Origin of the sequence: Streptomyces sp. NPDC032472, assembly GCF_040636955.1 — a bacterium.
In the GTDB taxonomy this organism is placed as follows: domain Bacteria; phylum Actinomycetota; class Actinomycetes; order Streptomycetales; family Streptomycetaceae; genus Streptomyces.
Genome location: NZ_JBEZVK010000086.1, coordinates 5,639 through 22,533, shown reverse-complemented (window position 1 = coordinate 22,533; position 16,895 = coordinate 5,639). Strand labels below are relative to the sequence as shown.

The following is a 16,895-nucleotide window of genomic DNA, read 5'->3' as shown; positions in this document are numbered from 1 at the left end:
CCGGGACGGGGCTGCGAGACGCTCAGTCAGGCGTACAGCCACCCGGACGGCCGTCTCGGAGGAAGCCGGCAGCGACGGGGTGGCAGATCCCGCGAAGGAGACTGTGAAGGGGCCCCAGGTCAACGGACCGGATTTCCGGACCCGAACGGGGGAGCGGGCCAGATTTCTGGCCCGCTCCCCCGCGCTCGCATCAGGCTCGGCGCGCCGTCACCTCACGTGAGCTGCCGGTCGTCCCAGAACTCCCGCTGCTCCGGGACCTGGATCCCGGCGGCTGCGACTTGCTCTTCAGTCAGGGTGATCCCCAAGACCGGGGCGTTCCCGGCGTATTGGATGGCCTGCCAGGGCCAGGTAGCCCCTTGGCACATCTGCTCCGGCCAGTCCCGCTCGGAACGCGGGCCGCGCCAGGGCACCCAGTCCATCAGCCGCAGCTCTTGGGAGCCTTCGCCGTCGGCCGGCGCCAGGCCGAACCCGTACTCCGGCCACCGCAGCCACAGGGAACTGCCGATGGGGCGCATGTCGCGGCGCTTGACGCCCGGGGCGGCGTGCGGAGAGTGCGCTTCGATCAGCAGGGCCGCCCCGTCGGAGGCGACGCGGACCGCCTCTAACGCGGTCATGAGCGCGCGGGCGGAGTCCTCCGCAGCCTCACCGGACCTGGGGGCGTGCAGCTTGTACAGCGGGCCGATCGCGATGACGTCCGGGCGGACCCGTTCCACCAGGCGCAGCAGCCACGCCCGATCGGCCGGCTGTGTCAGGTCCAATCCCCCGGGCCGGATCTCTGTGGTGAGCTGGCCCCGACCGATCTCGGCACCCTCCGCCGCGGCCGCGGCCGCCATCGTCCGCAGCCACGGACGCGCCTGCCCGGCGCTGTTCTCGGCATCGACCAGTAGCCCGCGCACCGGGGCGATCCGCGCCCGCTTCCACGGGTGCAGCCCTGCGACCGCCCGCATCAGGATCTGGCGCAGCAGCAGGGACTTGCCGCCGCCCTCGGGGCCGGTGACCATCAACCGATCCCAGCGGGCCAGCACACCGGGGATCACCCAGTCCGGGGTGTCATCCGCCTGTGCCAGAAGGTCCAGCAGGTCCAGCGGCGGCGTATCCAGCGCGGATACGCCGCGGTCGCGGACCTGCCGTGCCTCCTCCACCGCCCGCTCTGCCGCCTCGACCGCGGAACCCTCACGCCGCCCCGCCGCCAGCACCGTCCGGGTGCCGGCGGCCGCCAGCGCACGCCACCGGGATTCCTCCGCGACGATCTCGGCGTACGCCAGGGCCATGGCCGGGGACGGGACGGAGTCGTACAGCTCGTGCAGGAACACCCGGCCGCCGAGGCGCTCCAGGTCCCCGCGCCGGGTGAGCTCTGCCGTGACCGTCACCGGGTCGCAGGCCTCCGCCCCGGCCGCCCACATCGAACACATCAACTCCCACAACTCGCCGTTGCGCGGGTCATAGAAGTCCGCCCCCGACAGGGCGTCGACGAGGTCCGGAACCAGGTCCTTGACGCCCTCGTGCAAGAGCACGCCCATCACCGCATGCTCGGCTTCGCGGATCGCCTCGCGACGCTCCGGCGTCAGTTCCCCGCTCACAGCCCCGACCCCTTCGCCAAAATCGCCAACGCGGCCGCGGACAGCCCCTCACGCGGGACACCTGTCGGCCGGACCGCCGGACCCTGGGCCGGGACCGGCACAGCCGGCATCGCATCCAACTGCTTCGCCAGCGAGTACCAAGTCGCCTCGGACGCCATCCGCTGCGCCGCCAGCTCCAGCCGCGCCACCTCCACCCCACCGGCCAACATCCGACGCGCTTCCGCTTCGAACGCGCGCAGCCGAGCCGGGGCCGTCGACAAGCCGTGAGCCTCACGCCCTCGCGCCCACATCGCAGCCACCCGGACCGCCGGATCCTCCGGCGGCGGGGATGCGGCAGGCCCGCCCCGCCCCCCTGGCGCAGCCGCGTCTCTCTCTCCCTGCGGCTCCTGTGACGGGGGCGTGTCAGAGAGAGAGGAGTACTTCACAGAGTCCTTAGAGGAGGAAGCCTGATCGCCCGGATCCGGCTCAGCCGAATCCGGGGAAACCGATTCCTGGTTTCCCGATTCCTGGAAACCCGTAATCGGGCTGACCTGCGGCTTTGCGGCCCCCTTCCGGGCGCCCCGCTTGCGGTCTTCCGGATCGGACCGGCGCGACGGTTCCACGGGCCGGTTGTAGATCCGCACAACCCACTCGTGCTGACCGGTCTCCCCCGTCGTCAGCTCCCGCACGAGGTAGCCGGCCGCCTCCAGCTCGTACGACGCCGCGTACAGCGCGTCCCGACCCTCCAGACGCTGCTTCCCCTCACGCTTCGCACGCTTGACCATGTCCGGAATCGAATCGATCTCCGCCCCCGGCGGACGACGCAGCCACCGCGTGAGCAGCCCGAGCGCCCGGCACGACAGATCGTCATCGACTACTTGGTTGTCCAGCGTCGTCCACGTGACAGGCAGATCCTCGCCGCGCTCCCACCTCACCGAGCCACCCCCGCTCGGGTGGACCTGCCGTCGTGACCGGGGCCATGTGGTGCCGGGTGTACTTCTGCGCGTACGCTCATCAGTGAGCGCACCTCCTAGCGTCCAAGTGCTTAGGTGCTTCTCCTCCCGGGCGGTCCAGGCCCGGGGTGGACCTTCGAGCCCCGCCATCACGGCGGGGCTCGTTGTGTTTATGCCATGGAGCGCCTGCCGATTTCGTATCCGGCAGGCGCTGACGTGCATTTAAGTCACGGAATCTCTAACGAGCTCCCGCCTGCACTCCAACATCGGTGTTTTAGCCGATGATGTCGAGCGTAATTCGGTGGTGCAGCGGCGCTGTCGTTACGGTGACGTACAGCGTTTCCCCTTCGGGCGTTCGGGTGATATTCACGACCCGAAATCCCGGGCTACCCTCTTGCATACCGAGCGCCTCGGATGCCGCGGGGTCCATGGGCTCCGCCGTGATCCGAGCCTCCGTCCGGTCAACGTGCCAGCCGAGCCAGTCGGCCACACGGATGCCGTGCGGGGGCTGAATCGGAGGTGCCCCAACCGGGGCCAGCATCGGCGGAACGCCGTCGTACCCCTCCGGCCGAACCGCTGCTACGTCATACGGCAGTACGGTCACCTTGTGCTGCACCGGGACGCCACCGATACGACGGAGGCGGTGGCGCTCCACGATGTCGGCACCCTCCGTGAAGCCCCAGTCGGCCAGGGCGGCCGGCGCGGTCAGCTGACGGACGAGGTACGTCTCTTCTGCTGTCTCTCCCCCAGAGCCATTGGGCCGCCACGCCTCGGCGGCCGTGAGGTCCGGCGGGGCGAACGTGCCCAAGTGGGCGTCAGCCGACGGGCCTGCCGCCACTGTGGTGCCGCTACCGGGCGCCGTCCGAGTCAGCCCCAGGGCGGACAGAACGGCGTACGCGGCGGCGGCCGTCTGCTGGCTCACCTGATACTGCTCGGCCAGATCCCGGACGCTGGGCAGGCGGGCGCCGTAGGCGTATTCGCCTGCTGCGATCCCCCTCCTTATGTCCGTCACGATGGCGCTGGCGTTCATGAGCGCTCCTCCCGATCTGATGCGTCATTACAGACTATCTGTGTCAATGAGTACCGCCCCAGAACACGGCGCGTCAAGCTGCATGCAAACCATCTTGACAGTTGGCTGTCGGCTCCCTAACGTCATGTCATGTCAGCTGGAGCGGCCCCCGGTTGGAGCCAGGGGCCGCCTGTGCCGGACGCACTGGAGTGCGTCTGGCCGGGCCCGACGTTGGAGCGTCGGACGGCTGTCGGACCTGCCCATGTGTGTGGATGAGGGGACCGACTTCAGTGATGGTTGCAGACGTGGGGCGCTGGTGGCGCCCCCGGCGGGGCGCGTGCCCCGCGCCGGTGCAGACGCGGACGGCCTTACCGTCTCGGCGCTGCACCGCCGGATCGGCTGAACTCCCTGCGGCGGCGCCCGAGGCGCTGGCCCTGGGCGGGGATGAGCTGCGGGTGCGTGCCAGCCTGCGGGCGCTGGGAGTGGAGCTGTGAGCCGGGCGGGCGGGGTGCCCCCGCTGCCCCCGGGGTGGACCGCGGCGCGGCCGGCGGACTGGCTGGACCGGCTGTGGGAGTACGCGGACTTGGCGCCGGCCCCGGCGGTACGCCGGGAGCGGTCCGGTACGGCGGCCTGCGTGGGCGAGGACCCTGGGATCTTCTTCCCCCAGCCGTGGGAGACGACGTCGGGCGGGGCCGAGCCCTCGGAGGCGGAGCGGCGGGCCCTGGCGATCTGCGGCCGGTGCCCGGTGCTGGCCTGGTGCCTGGAACGGGACCTGAACGACTCCTCTACCCCCTCGAAAATCCTCGGGGTGCGGGCGGGGATGCGGCAGGCGGACCGTCGGGCGCTGCACGTGAAGCTGTTCGGCCGGCGGCCGCGGAACGGGGTGCAGCGATGAGCACTTCCGCCAGCAACCCGGCCGTGAAGGCGGCCCGTCGGGCGCGCCGTCGCCGTACCGCTGCGGCTGCTCCGGTGGCGGCCCCGGTCGCAAGGGGCACGGCCCGCGCGACGATCGCGGCCCTGACCGGGCGTCTGGGCCGCGCGCAGATCGTCACCGGGATCACCTCGGCCGCCACGGCCCTGGTGCCCGTGGACAGCAAGGGCCGCCGCTGGCTCGCCTACAACGGGTCGGCCGCCCTGACCGGGCACGGCGTGCTGTGGCTTGCCACCGGGAACCCGATGGGGGCAGAGCCGCTGATGGCGGCGGCCGTCCACTCCGTCCCGAACTGCGGCGCGTTCGTCGTCACCTGCGCTGGGGCGTACGCGGCGTGGAAGGCGGCCGGTGTCCTGCGCGGCCTCCCCGTGCTGCTGGGCCTCGCCGCCCGCCCGGCGGCCGCCCTCGGCGCCGCTTTCTGGGGGCAGGGCACTGCACCGCTGATCACGGACGTGATGGCGGCGGCCGAGCCCTGGTCCTCCATGCTCCTCCCGCTGATCGCGGCCGGGGCTCTGGCCGGCATCTGCTGGTGGGCCCTGGACTCCCGCTCCGCCGCATGGCGCGCCCCCGTGCGCTGGGCCGCCCGAATCCCCCTTGCCACGCTCGCGCTGGGCGTTGGCCTCTACGCCCCCGGAGGTGCGCTGTGACCGCCCACGAAATTGCCGCTGACGTCATCCTCGCCGCGGGGGCCGGCTTTGCCGGACCGATGACGCTGTCCGGCCTGTCCATGGTCAGCGGCGCCGTCCTGCTGTTCGGGCTGCGGGGCTCCGACACGATCAAGATCGACAACAAGAAGAAGGCGACCGGCTGGGGCATTACGTTCTCCACCCTGGCCGTGGCGGCCGGCTCCACCTTCGCGGACGCCGTCCAGGGCGTGGCCGAGGTCCCCGTGACGGTCGCTGGCGCGATGTCGGGCGGTGATCCGGGACTTGGCTGCACGGCGATCGGTGTGACGCTGTGTGCCCTCGGGCCGCGGTGGAAGAACCTGTGGTGGCCGGCTCTGTACGGCATCGCGGCCGGCGTCATCTACACGCAGGCAGGTGGCGGTTGGGCAGTCGGCCAGACCATCGGCCTCGCCATCGCGCAGAAGATCGGCTGACCCGTGAGCACCCGCGACGAGATCAAAGCGATCACGACGGGGAGCGGCGCGGTGGTGTCTGCCCTGCTGCGCGGCTCGGTCGTCCTCGCCGGTCGCATCTGCCGGTGCCTGCCCCGGCTGGCCGGCCTCGGCCCGGCGGCGTGGGCGATGGCGCGCCGCGACGCGGCAGCGACCGACGAACGGCAACAGCGCGCGTTCGAGGCAGCAGTGAAGGCGGCCCGGCGGGCGAAGCAGCCCGAACCCACGGCGGAGGAGATTCCCCGGGTGGCGCCGGTGCTCCGCCCGGCGGGCGAAGCCTTGGGCTTCATGGCGGCCGCCTCGGTCGTGGGCGTCGGCGTGCTCGGCACGGTGGTCTCCACCACGGTCCCCCGGCTGCTCGCCGTGATCCCGCAGGGGATCGGCCCGTACGTCGTCGCAGCCACTGCGGTGGGCTGGACGGCAGCGGCGCTCGCGGTTGCGCCGCCCCCGCCGGCCGAGGACGACGACCAGGAGCAGTTGGAGGGGGCGGGAGACGACCAGGAGCAGCCGGCCGTGGAATCGGCGCCGCAGGACCGGGGGGAAGCGCTGCTGTGGCACGTGCTGACGGCCCTGTCCGACGCCGAGGCCACCAAGCGGCAGGGCGTGCACCTGGACGTGCTGCTGGCTTCTGCGGTGACCCGGGGACTGCTGGCCGAGGGCACTGAGCAGACCGAGTTCCGGTCCTGGGTGGAGGCCTGCGGCCTGCCCACCATCGACAAACTCGGCATGCGAATCGAGGGCAAGCCGACGACCCGCGTCGGGGTGCGGGTGGACGCCGCGACCGAGGCCCTGGGCATGACCCCCACGGCCCTACTTGAGGCCCGCTCCCTGGCCCCCACTTGGCCGGCAGGGGAGCCCCAGGCCGAGGCCTCGGTAGTGCCCGCCGCAGCGGTCGGGGAGGAGCCCGCCGAGGCGGCCGCCAACACCCCCGCCGAGACCCTCGTTCCGGCCCCCGCCGGCCCCCTTCTGCCGGCCGTGCTGCGGCTCATTCCCGGGGGGCGGATGGACCCCGATTCGGCCCCCTCCCCGGCCCTCTCCCAGGGGCAGGTCCAAGAGGCCCGATAGACGGGCCTATCGGGGCTGTGACCTGCCCTTCTATCAGCGGCCTAACGGGCCCTGACGGCCCCCTGACGGCCCGCCCTGACGGCCCGTCTCGGCCCGATCCGCCCGCTGGCACAGGCTGGCCGGGACGGCATCATGCCGAGCTGATCTGCCCGCACAGCGCCACCTGGACGCTGCCTGTCCGCCCCCGTTGCCGTACGGCCCCGGGGGCGGGCCGGGGAGCCGCCAGACGGCCCCAGACAGACCGGAGCGCCCCTCATCGACTTGGCGGAAGACAGGGGCGCCCGGCTCCACCCCGATCAGAGATGGAGCTCCAAGCATGGCATTCCGACGGACGATCTCCCAGAGCGAGCTGCGTGAGCGGCTGTCGCCGGAGCGGCGTGAGCAGCAGGCGACCGACTACAGCTCGTCCCGCGGCGGGTGGGTGCGGCGGGACCCCGAGCCGGCCCGCGACGCGGACCGGGACAGCAGCGGCGGTCGGCTGTGGGGCCGGCGGTGAGCCGGGCGACGTCGCCGCGCTGCCACGGCCGGCGGATGCGCGAGGACCGCCACGGCGCCTACCGGTGCCCGCAGTGCGGGGCTTGGACCACCCGCCTGCACACCGCCCTCGCGGGGGGTGCGCGATGAGCGCGGATCCGGCCGAGGCCGCCTACCAGGCCGCGTTGCAGCGGCAGCAGCAGGAAGCGGCGGCCGCCGAGGCCGCGGCCGCGGCCATACGGGCCGCCCAGGAAGCGGCCGCCGCGCTGAGCGCGCAGATCACCGCTCACCTCTCCGGCGGCTGACCGACCGCCCCTTGCCGGCCCGGAAGTGCACCCGAAAGGGCGAAGCCACCGTGGCCGGACCGATCCGGCGGGCCGGGATACGTCTCCCGGCCCGCCGCCCAAATCTTTGCTTTGGAGGTACCCGTGACGACGCAGCACACGCTGCACGACCTGACCCGGCCGCCCGTGCCGCTCACTCCGGCCGGACCGGCGGACGCTCCGGTTGGGCGGGGCGGTGCTCCGGACCGACAGCCGAGGGGGGAAGATGCCGGGATGGATGACACGCTGACGGTAGGCCAGACCATGGGCCAGGGGGTGGCCGTGGCCCCGGCCGCTCCGGCCACGGCCGGGGCCACTCCGGGGCCACGGCCGGGCGCTCCGGCCGGACCGGAGGGCGCTCCGCCCGCGCCCCGCAAGGGTGGCCAGGGTCGGCCGGGGGTGGCCGGCCAGGGGGTGGCCGTGGCCCCGGCCGCCGGCCAGGGGGCCCCGGCCACGGTGGCCACCCCCGCGGCCGCCGAGCCGAGCCGGTGGGTGGGCTGGCTGCTGATGGCTGTGGCCGTGGTCGGCATGCCGCTGGTGGGCGTGATCGGGTTCGCCGCTTCGTACTCCACCCTTCAGCGGTTCGCTCTGGCCCACGGATACGGCCCGGTCCTGGCCCCCTGGTTCCCCATCGGCGTGGACGCGTCGATCATCGCCCTGTTGGCGTTCGACCTCGTGATGGTCCGGCGCCGTACGCCGTGGCCGGTCCTGCGGTTCGCGGCCCACGTGATGACGCTGTTCACGATCCTGTTCAACGCCTCGGACGGCATTAAGGGGGGCAAGGGGCTGTGGGAGGGGCTGGCGGCGGATCCGCTGTGGGCGCTCAGCCACGCGGCCATGCCCGGCCTGTTCGTCCTGGGCGTGGAGGCCGCCCGGAAACTGCTGGTGCACGCCGCCCACATTGAGGACGGTACGGCCACCGACCGGATCCCCCTGCACCGCTGGGTGCTGTCCCCCGTCCGTACGGGCCGGCTGTACCGGCGGATGCGGCTGGCCGCGGTGCGCTCGTACCCGGAGATGGTGGAGCGGGAACAGGCGCTGGAGGGGTACCGGGTGTGGCTGACTCAGGAACTGAAGGGTGACCTGTCGGAGGCGACGGAGGTGCAGCTACTGCCGATGACGATGGCGCCCCGCGGCTACACCGTGGAGGAAGCGCTCGCCCTCCCCGCGAAGTGGAAGGCCGAGGCGGAGGAACGGGACCGCGCCGAGGCGGAGCGGCAGCGTGAGGAGGCGGAGCGGAAGCGGCAGCAGGACAAGGCCGACCGGCTGCGCGCGCTGGCGGATGACGCCGACATCGAAGTGGCCACGCATGAGCAGGCCGCGCGGAAGGGCTCGGCGGCCGCGGCGGCGGAGGCGGCCCGTGCGGCCGCGGAGGCGGAGGCGGCGGCCGCGAAGGCGGCGGCGGAGCACCGGCGTACGGCGGCGGAGCGGCTCGCTGCCGCGGAGGCGGAGGCGCTGGAGTCGGCGGAGGCGGCGGCCGCCCGCCGGAAGGCGGCCGAGGACGCCGCGGGGGCGGAGCGCGCGGCCGCGGAGGCGGAGCGTCAGAAGGCGGAGAAGCTCAAGGTCTCGGCCGAGGCACAGAAGTGGCAGGCCGAGCAGGAGCGGGCCGCAGCGGACGAGGAGCGGGCCAAGGCCGACAAGGCGGCGGCCGAGGCGGACAAGGCGGCGGCCGAGAAGGCGGCGGCGGCCGCCCGGTACGAGACGTCCCTTATCGAGGCGCGGGAGCAGCAGGCCGAGGACTACGCGCGGCTGCAGCCCCGCGAGCGCAACGAGCGCCAGGTGGCCCGGATGCTCCTGGCCGCCGGGGCCGACCCCACGAGGGCGACGCGTCAGGACCAGTTGGATTTGGTCCCGCTGAGCGCAGTGATGGACGCGATCAACGTGAAGCAGTCGGCGGCCGGGGACATCCGCCGCGCGGCGGGGCTCCAGCTGGAGGGCGGCTACCGGCCGACCGCTCTGGAGACCGCGCTCGACATGGCATGGGACGCCCAGCACTGACCGAGCAGACGACAGCGGGCGCCACCCTCATCCGGGTGGCGCCCGCTGTCGTCTGCCAGGTCAGGCCCGGCCGCCCCACCACCGGCGGCGCGGCGCGGACGTCTCTTCCTCGGCCGGCGCGGCGGTCGGCGCGGCGGTTGCCGGAGTGGGCTCGGTGTGGGTCTGGCCGGGCACAGCCGGCCCGGCCGCCGGGGGGTCGATGGCCGGCCGCTGCGGGGCGGGAGTCAAGGCCGCCACCGCCCGCTGCAAGTCCGCGATGTGCTCGGCGCGCGCGGCCAGCTGCACGCGCAAGTGCTCGGCCTCGGCCTCGGCCAGGCGCTGCCCGAAATGAGCTTCGGCCAGGGCTAGCGCGTGCTCGGCACGTACCCGCTCAAGCTCGGCCCGGAGCGCGGCCGCGTCCTGGCCGTCGCCGGCGGCCGCGGCGCCGGGGCCGGCCGGGGCCGCCGCGGGGTCGGCCGGGGACGGGGCGTTGATCCGAAAGCCCGCAGCCAACAAGTCGTCCACCGGGATCACCCACCCCCGCTTGGGGTCCTCGTAGGCGCCGGGCAGGTCACCGGCTTCACGGCGGCGGCGGATCGTGGTGCGGCTGACGCCGCACGCGGCGGCGGCCTCCCGCTGGGTCAGCATCGGGCGCGTCATGTGCATATCCTCCCCGGCCGCGCCGCCCCCTCGTATCAGCACCCCCGCCGGGCCTGTCGACACTCGGCCGCGACTGCTGGGGTGTGTGGCTCGTTTGTGCTGTACAGCCCACGTATTCGCAGGTGACAGCGATCCGAATGCCTGTACGGTGGCACGCACTTGAGGCAGGAGGGGGATTTGAGCGTGGGGGGAAAGCAGGGGCAGGAGCGGTCTGGCGAGGACTCATACGGGCAGGCGGCGGGGGCACTCGGCGGGCTTGTCATCGTCTTCGGCGTGCTCGCGGCGATCAAAGACCGGTTAGGCCTTTCCTGGCCGGCCACGGTGCTGCTCACGGCCGGGGTGCTGGTGCTGCTTGGTTTTCTGGCCTGGAAAGTCCGGACGGCTCTCAAGCGGCTGTGGGCGCGTGAGTCGCAGCCCGCAGCGGTCCAGGACTCCGTACAGCCCGGTGCTGCACTGGCGGAGGTGCCGGCGCACCCTGAGCTGACCGCGGCTCTGGCCACGGCCGGCGCCATCGGCCGGGACCAGATCATCCGAGCTGATCAGGCTACGACCACCGACGTGCACACGGGTGTGCTCTATGACTTCATAATGCCCGAGGGGCGCACCCACGAGCATGTCGAAAAGCACCTCGGAGCCGTCGCGGGGAATCTCGGCGTTACCCGCCTGCACGTGCAGATGGACCGCAGCCGTGATACCGAGCGGCGGGTACGACTCCTCAAGCTGCATGAGCCGCCCTTCACTCGCGCTTTTCCGGCCCCCACCCGGCGGGAGATTGAGGCTTTCGACGGTATTCCTCTGGGTCACGACGTCACCGGAAAGCTCGCCGGAGTGCCCACGCTCGACAAAGCGTCGCTTCTCGTCGCTGGTATGACCCAGATGGGTAAGACCACCCTGGTAAACGGGCTGATTACCTGCCTGCTGATCGCGTACGGCCATTTCGAGCTGTATCTACTCGACGGCAAATTCTGCGGCCTGACCCGTTTTGAAAAGGTCGCCACCCGCTATGAGTCATCCGATTCCCCGGCTGTTTTCGAAGCTATGGTGGATGAACTGAACGGGCGGTCGGATAGTCGGTACGCGCAAATCAAGGATGCCGTCCGGAACCGGAAGCCGGTCCCGTCGTTCAAGCGAGTGATTTTCATCGTGGATGAAGCCGCCGACTTCTTTGCTCACGATGAATCCAAGGAAGGGAAAGAGGGGGCCCGGCGGATCGCAGAAAAGACGCGGTCGCTGGTCGCGAAATCCCTAGAGTCGGGAATCTCTACCGTCCTTATGACGCAGCGGCCGGCCCAGAATGCGATCCCGGTGATGGTCCGAGATCAGTTTGTGTACCGGATGTGTCTCTATGTGGCGTCCTCCGGTACGGTGAAGGTCGCCCTCGGTGACACGTATTTCGATACGGTCGCGCCGATCAATCCGGCACTTCTCGACCCTGAAATCAAGGGTCAAGCGGTCCTTTTTGCCGGTGGGCGCTCTACGCTGCTCCGGGGATTCAATTTCTCGGATGATTTCATCTGGGGCGTAGTCGATGAGGTCTACGCCGAGCGCGGGAAGGGGGCGGCCGTAAGCCAGCCGGTATCCCCGCGCAAAAAATTGATTGCGTTGATGCGCTCTCAGGGGGTTGACTTCATGATCACGCCGGATGTGGCTGCGGTCGTCGGTGTGACGGAAAGCGATGCGACGAAGAGGGGAAAGCAGGTGAGTCGCCTTTTGGGCGTTGCTCCGGTCAAGCGCTCGCTGGGCCGCGGCTATGCCCTCGCCGACCTCACGGCCGCGGAAGTGTCCGGCTCCTGACCGCCACGTCGACCGCCACACCCACCGCCGGAGCACCGCCATGGCACCGCCACGCGGTCGGTCCCGTGGCGGTGGCGTGGCGGTGGCCGGGCGGTGGGTGTGGCGGTCCGCATGGCGGTGCTGACCAGGGAAAACGCTGATAGAGGGGGGAGTCGTGAGATCTGCTGCTGCTGTAGGGGCTTTGGGTGTGGGGGCGACGGTGGCCGTCATCGTGGGCGCTTACGTCCAGGCCGCCAGCGACACGCCGGTGGGGAAGGCGCTCGGCCTGGTGGTGTCCGTGCCCGACAAATACCGGACGCTGGTCATGGACGCGGGCAGCGGGACCTGCCCCGAGGTCACCCCGAATTTGCTTGCCGCGCTGCTTCAGACAGAATCAGAATTTATTCCCAATCGCACGAGTCCGGCCGGGGCCCAGGGGATCGCGCAGTTTATGCCGTCCACGTGGGAGAGTAGTGGAATCGACGCGAATCACGACGGCCGGCGCGATGTGTGGGATCCCGAGGATGCGATACCCTCGGCGGCAAAATATCTGTGCGATATGGCCAAGGAAGTAAAAGACGTTCCCGGAGACAGGCAGAGCAATATGCTCGCCGCCTACAATGCCGGCTCGGGAGCCGTCGTCCAATATGGGGGAGTGCCGCCCTTCAAGGAAACTCAAGGGTACGTCCAGGCCATTACTGCGTTAGCGAATCAGCCGGGCGCTGGCGGCGGCTTGACCGCCCAGCAGGTTGCCGTAGCCATTAATGCCGCGGACGATCAGCTTGGGATGCCGTATTCCTGGGGCGGGGGAGATGCGACCGGTCCCACTACTGGGTCGTGCTGCTCGCCGAATGGGAGTTCCGGGGAAAGTATCGTCGGCTTTGACTGCTCGGGTCTAGTCGTCTACGCCTACGCGAAAGCCGGAATCAGTCTGCCCCGTACAGCGGCGCAGCAATACGCCGCTACCGAGCCGGTGAAGCGCGAAGAAATGCGCCCCGGGGACCTTGTCTTCTTCGGAAGCACCCCCGAGGGAATCCATCACGTCGGTATCTACGTCGGGGGAGGGCACATGATCGAAGCTCCTCGCCCCGGTACGTCCGTCCGCTATTCTCCCATCGATTCTATGCCCGACCTGTACGCCGCTGGACGCCCCATCTCTCACCATAAGAAGGAGATTTGATTCATGGCAGATTTCTTCCTGGCAGCGCCGATCGACATGTCCGATGGGTTCAAGGACTTTTTCGACACTATCGGACTCACCGGCGCGGGACTCGTGACCAAGGGCATCGCGGCCGTAATCGCAGTGATTGCGGTCCACATGCTGCTGCACCTGAATTCTGACCCCAAGACGGCTCTGCGCAAGGGCGCGATGGCGATCGGTACTCTCTTCGTCGCCGTGATCCTCGCGCTTTACGGATCGACTCTTTTCGGCACCGTGACCAAGGCGCCCGCCGCCACGTCCCCCAAGAACTGAGTGATCGGCCATGCCCGACGACCCTTGCAAGCTGCTCAAGGGGGCGGCCAAAAAGTACTGCGAGCAGGGCGGGAGCCACCCCGGGGACCGTGATTTCGCCCCCGGCGGAGGCGGACTGACCAAGGGAGCCTCCGACCACGTCAAAGACCTGGCCACCTACCTGATCGGAAAGATCGTGGGTCTCGTCGCGCCCAAGGACTCTTGGGCGCCGAAGACCGCCGACAACTGGGTGTACGCCCAGTTCTTGTGGCTCGGTCAGCACTTGGCCATTGCGATCATGCTTTGTGTGGTTGTCGTGTGCGCCCTGACGGCCTGGCAGGGCGCGCCGCGGCTGCGGCAGCTGGGCGCCTCCACGGGGTGGACGCTCGCGGCTGTGGCCGGCATGGCCGCGGTCCCAGGGGTGGTGACGCTGCTGAGTGAGGCGGTGAGCGCCGCGGTCACGGCCATGTTTGACAGCAATGGCGGGACCCTGTTTCAGGTCATCCAGGCCGACCTGGACCACGGGTCGGACTCCGGCAACCCCCTGGCGCTCATGATCATCACTGCCGCGCTGGTCGTCCTGCTTGCTTTCGCCACCCTCGTCTTCATGGCGCGCAGCCTCGGAATCCTCGTGTTCGTGTGCATGGCACCGCTGGTGCTGGCCTCGCTGGCCCGCGGGGGCGACACCTCCGCGGTGAAGGCGTGGGCGATGAGGTTGCTGGGGTTGATGTTCGCGCCATTCGCGCTGATTCTGATCAGTCCTTTTGTCGATTTCGCCAAGGGCTCTTTGGTGATGGACGCCGGGCTGCTGGTGGTCGCAGATGCCCTGATTCTGCGGATGATCTTCCACGGGGTCCCCTACGTCGGGCCCGTCATCGCGGGAGCCGCCCGAAGCTTTGTGGAGAGCTACACCACCCACCCGCTGGCTCGGGCCGTCGTCAGAGCCGGTAGCCCCGACTTCTATCAGCAGGAGAGCATTCGTACCCCGCGCACGGTGGACACCCCGGGCCGTGCCGTGCACCAAGACCGTGGGGTGTTGCTCGCTGCCTACGGAATCAGGCAGCAGCAGCGCCCGGGCCGGCTGACCGTCAAATCGGCCATCGACCGAGTCCAGCAGGACGCCCCGCGCACCCAAGCGCTCATGGCAGCCCGCCAGAAGGCGCGGGCGGCCGCGAAGAAGGCCAGTCCGCGGCCGGCCACATCTGCCGCTCAGACCGCCAGTCGGCCGGCGCGGCCGGCGCAGAGCCCCGGCCCCGGGGCATCGACCCCGCCCACCCCGTAGGAGGTGCCCGTGTACTCCCTGACCCCCGGCTACCGCATCCCGGCCATCCAGCGCGGGCTTAGCCGCACAGAGCAGCTGCTGACGAAGGTGAATGCCGGGGTCGGGGGCGCCGTCTTGCTGTCCGCGATGCTCACCCCGCCGCCGATCTGGGCGTTCGGCGCGGTGGGCGCGGCCGCGGCGCTGCTCAATTTGGCGCCGGGGCCGCGTTCGATTGCCCGGTGGGCGGCAGTCGGTGGCCGGCGCCTGTACGAGCGCACGGCGCCGGCCTCTATGGCCGGCCGGGCCGGGGCGACCGCGACGTGGACGCTGTACCCGGAGCAGGGCACCATGCAGGATCCGGCGCGCCGGGCCGCTTTTCATGAGGCGTTCGCCCGCGCCTTGGACTTTGCCGCCCAGCAGGCGCGTACCGCCGGCATTCAGGTCCATGTCACCCACGACGCCGCCGTGGGTGACTCCACCACCCACACCCAGACGATCTCGGTCCACATCCCCAAAGGCGCGGTCGGCCACCCCGCTCGTGTCCTGGACACCATCGAAGGGGAGCTTGCCTCTCTGGGGGTGCTGACCCTGGTGGAGCCGGATCCGATCCCGGACGTTCTCGAGCGCGGCTCGGGGTGGGTGTCCCTGGGCAAGGGCCACTACGCGAGCACCGCACGGATCACCGGCTGGCCCGACGAGGTCGACGGGGACCTGATGGTGCGACTGCTCCTGGGCCAGGGCGCCGACCGGTCCACGGCCGTGCTGTACCGGCCGCTGCCCGCAGGGCAGTCCCGCCGGTCGGCGCGGTGGCAGCGGGCCGCCGCCGAGGCGTTCACCGTGGACAAGGTCAAGCAGGACGCCCACGAAATCGCCAGCGGCGCCACGCACGGGGCGCTGGTCCAAGGCGCGTCCCTGGTGGACATTGACGCCTATGTCACGGTGTGGGGCGACAGCCCCGAGGCCGTGACCGATGCCCGCTGGCAGGCCTGTCTTGTGGCCGACCGCCACCGCATCCGACTCGACTGGCTCGCGGGCCAGCAGCACCGGGCCCACGTGATGACCACGCCGCACGGGGTCTCTACCAGAATGGGGGCGGTCCTGTGATCCGGCTGCCCTCCACTCACGCCGCCATCACGGCGCCCCTCGTCGCCTCCGACGCCGGCTTTCCCGGCATCCCGATCGGCCGGTCCCTGCTGGACGGACGCCGCTTCCACCTGTCCCCGGTCCTCACCTCGGCCACTGTCCTGCCCTCCACCAATTCGCTCGCGCTGGGAGGTTTGGGCAGCGGCAAGTCGACGACCGGCAAGGTCCGCATTCGCCGCGAGATTCTGCACCACCAGCATCAGGCCGTGGTCGTCGACAGCTTCGGGGAGGACAGCTCGGGGGAGTGGGGGGCCCTCACCCGTTCGCTCGGCGGCCAAGTCATCCAAGCCGGCAGCTTCACCCTGAATCCGGTCTCGCCGCTGCTCCCGCCGGCGGTGCGCGAGCAGCTGGTGCGGTCGCTGATCGCTGCGGTGGAGCCCAGTGCGCTGACCCCTCAGGCCGCGCACGCTCTGCAGCACGCTCTCACCCACCCGAAAGCGACGTCCCTGGGTGGTGTGGTCGATGCCCTGGTGTACCCGGAAGACGGCAGGTGGCCCGCGGCGAGGCTGAGCGCGTGGGGGGAGGAAGCAGCGATTGCGCTGTCCCGCTACACCGAAGGCTCACTGACCGGTCTCTTCGACGGGCGGGACGCGTCCCTGCCCCCGACCGATCTGCCGATACTTTCCTTTGACTTCTCGCGCCTTGACCGCGCGAGTCCCGCGATTCCGTCCCTGATGGCGGCGGTGTCGTGCTGGGCCGAGCACCTATGGCTACCCCAGTCGACCGCCGTGCACCGCCATTTGGTCCTCGAAGAGGCGTGGCAGATCCTGCTGTCCCCGGCCACCGCCGAGCTGATTCAGCGGCTGCTGAAGAATTCGCGCAAGTCCGGGCTGTCCCTGGACGTGCTGATGCACACCCTCTCCGACCTGGGTGACGGCAGGGCCCAGGACTTGGCCCGCTTGTGCGAGGTGGCCCACGTGGGGCGCCTGAGCGCGGAAGAAGCGGCCATCGTGGGCGCGCTGCTCGGCCTGCCCGACTGGGCGATCCGCGAGATTCCCCGACTCGACCCCGGGCAGGCCGTGTGGAAGGTGGGGCCTGACTACGTCGACGTGATCGAGACCCTGCTGAGCGACGACGATACCCGGCTCACCGACACTTCAGCTCGGCGCCGCAAGGCACAGCAGACGCTGGCCGACTCGGACGTCGACGCGGACGTCGACGCGGACGTCGACGCGGACGTCGACGCGGACGTCGACG

Annotated in this window: 17 protein-coding genes; 13 read left to right on the top strand and 4 right to left on the bottom strand. The window is 70.8% G+C overall.

The features are described from left to right. Positions 1–212: 212 nt before the first annotated feature. The 3 genes from AB0F11_RS33375 to AB0F11_RS33365 all read right to left on the bottom strand — a co-directional run bounded on the left by AB0F11_RS33375 (position 213) and on the right by AB0F11_RS33365 (position 3,542). Positions 213–1,580, bottom strand: coding sequence for a DnaB-like helicase N-terminal domain-containing protein (locus AB0F11_RS33375; protein ID WP_362182014.1), 1,368 nt, complete (start codon positions 1,578–1,580; stop codon positions 213–215). Further along, positions 1,577–2,494 carry a hypothetical protein gene (locus tag AB0F11_RS33370; protein ID WP_362182011.1) on the bottom strand — a complete coding sequence of 306 codons (918 nt, stop codon included), beginning with the start codon at positions 2,492–2,494 and terminating at the stop codon, positions 1,577–1,579. The genes AB0F11_RS33375 and AB0F11_RS33370 overlap by 4 nt, the downstream gene beginning before the upstream one ends. 292 nt (positions 2,495–2,786) lie before the next feature. After that, entirely contained in the window at positions 2,787–3,542 is a 756-nt protein-coding gene (locus AB0F11_RS33365) for a GntR family transcriptional regulator (RefSeq protein WP_362182008.1), read from the bottom strand. Between the two features lie 469 nt (positions 3,543–4,011). Between AB0F11_RS33365 and AB0F11_RS33360 the strand changes: the two genes are divergently transcribed. The 7 genes from AB0F11_RS33360 (at position 4,012) to AB0F11_RS33330 (ending at position 9,429) form a co-directional block, all read left to right on the top strand. After that, the gene (locus tag AB0F11_RS33360; RefSeq protein WP_362182005.1) at positions 4,012–4,416 is read left to right on the top strand and encodes a WhiB family transcriptional regulator; all 405 of its coding nucleotides are present in this window, start codon (positions 4,012–4,014) and stop codon (positions 4,414–4,416) included. Continuing rightward, complete coding sequence (locus AB0F11_RS33355; protein ID WP_362182002.1) at positions 4,413–5,099, top strand: hypothetical protein; 687 nt, start codon at positions 4,413–4,415, stop codon at positions 5,097–5,099. The genes AB0F11_RS33360 and AB0F11_RS33355 overlap by 4 nt, the downstream gene beginning before the upstream one ends. Next, positions 5,096–5,551: a hypothetical protein gene (locus AB0F11_RS33350; RefSeq protein WP_362181999.1), complete on the top strand. Its 456-nt coding sequence runs from the start codon at positions 5,096–5,098 to the stop codon at positions 5,549–5,551. Before AB0F11_RS33355 ends, AB0F11_RS33350 begins: the two co-directional genes overlap by 4 nt. Positions 5,552–5,554: 3 nt before the next feature. Next, positions 5,555–6,634 carry a hypothetical protein gene (locus AB0F11_RS33345; RefSeq protein WP_362181996.1) on the top strand — a complete coding sequence of 360 codons (1,080 nt, stop codon included), beginning with the start codon at positions 5,555–5,557 and terminating at the stop codon, positions 6,632–6,634. Between the two features lie 316 nt (positions 6,635–6,950). Further along, complete coding sequence (locus tag AB0F11_RS33340; protein WP_362181993.1) at positions 6,951–7,130, top strand: hypothetical protein; 180 nt, start codon at positions 6,951–6,953, stop codon at positions 7,128–7,130. Positions 7,131–7,254: 124 nt separating this feature from the next. Continuing rightward, positions 7,255–7,413, top strand: coding sequence for a hypothetical protein (locus AB0F11_RS33335; RefSeq protein WP_362181990.1), 159 nt, complete (start codon positions 7,255–7,257; stop codon positions 7,411–7,413). Positions 7,414–7,665: 252 nt separating this feature from the next. After that, positions 7,666–9,429, top strand: coding sequence for a DUF2637 domain-containing protein (locus AB0F11_RS33330; RefSeq protein ID WP_362181987.1), 1,764 nt, complete (start codon positions 7,666–7,668; stop codon positions 9,427–9,429). 60 nt (positions 9,430–9,489) lie between these two features. On the opposite strand, the gene AB0F11_RS33325 is transcribed toward AB0F11_RS33330, so the two are convergent. Continuing rightward, positions 9,490–10,068, bottom strand: a complete 579-nt coding sequence (locus AB0F11_RS33325; protein ID WP_362181984.1) for a helix-turn-helix domain-containing protein — start codon at positions 10,066–10,068, stop codon at positions 9,490–9,492. 183 nt (positions 10,069–10,251) lie between these two features. On the opposite strand from AB0F11_RS33325, the gene AB0F11_RS33320 reads away from it, so the two are divergent. The 6 genes from AB0F11_RS33320 to AB0F11_RS33295 form a co-directional block, all read left to right on the top strand. Continuing rightward, on the top strand, positions 10,252–11,862 hold the full coding sequence (locus AB0F11_RS33320) for an FtsK/SpoIIIE domain-containing protein (RefSeq protein WP_362181981.1): 1,611 nt from the start codon (positions 10,252–10,254) through the stop codon (positions 11,860–11,862). A gap of 199 nt (positions 11,863–12,061) precedes the next feature. Then, positions 12,062–13,021 (top strand): bifunctional lytic transglycosylase/C40 family peptidase, encoded by a 960-nt coding sequence (locus AB0F11_RS33315; protein ID WP_362181978.1) that lies wholly within the window; start codon positions 12,062–12,064, stop codon positions 13,019–13,021. A gap of 3 nt (positions 13,022–13,024) precedes the next feature. Continuing rightward, the gene (locus AB0F11_RS33310) at positions 13,025–13,315 is read left to right on the top strand and encodes a hypothetical protein (protein WP_362181975.1); all 291 of its coding nucleotides are present in this window, start codon (positions 13,025–13,027) and stop codon (positions 13,313–13,315) included. Between the two features lie 10 nt (positions 13,316–13,325). Next, positions 13,326–14,576 carry a hypothetical protein gene (locus AB0F11_RS33305; RefSeq protein ID WP_362181972.1) on the top strand — a complete coding sequence of 417 codons (1,251 nt, stop codon included), beginning with the start codon at positions 13,326–13,328 and terminating at the stop codon, positions 14,574–14,576. Positions 14,577–14,585: 9 nt separating this feature from the next. Beyond that, positions 14,586–15,659: a hypothetical protein gene (locus AB0F11_RS33300; protein ID WP_362181969.1), complete on the top strand. Its 1,074-nt coding sequence runs from the start codon at positions 14,586–14,588 to the stop codon at positions 15,657–15,659. After that, positions 15,656–16,895: hypothetical protein (locus AB0F11_RS33295; RefSeq protein ID WP_362181967.1), on the top strand; the 1,240-nt coding region annotated here is incomplete at its 3' end. The genes AB0F11_RS33300 and AB0F11_RS33295, both read left to right, overlap by 4 nt.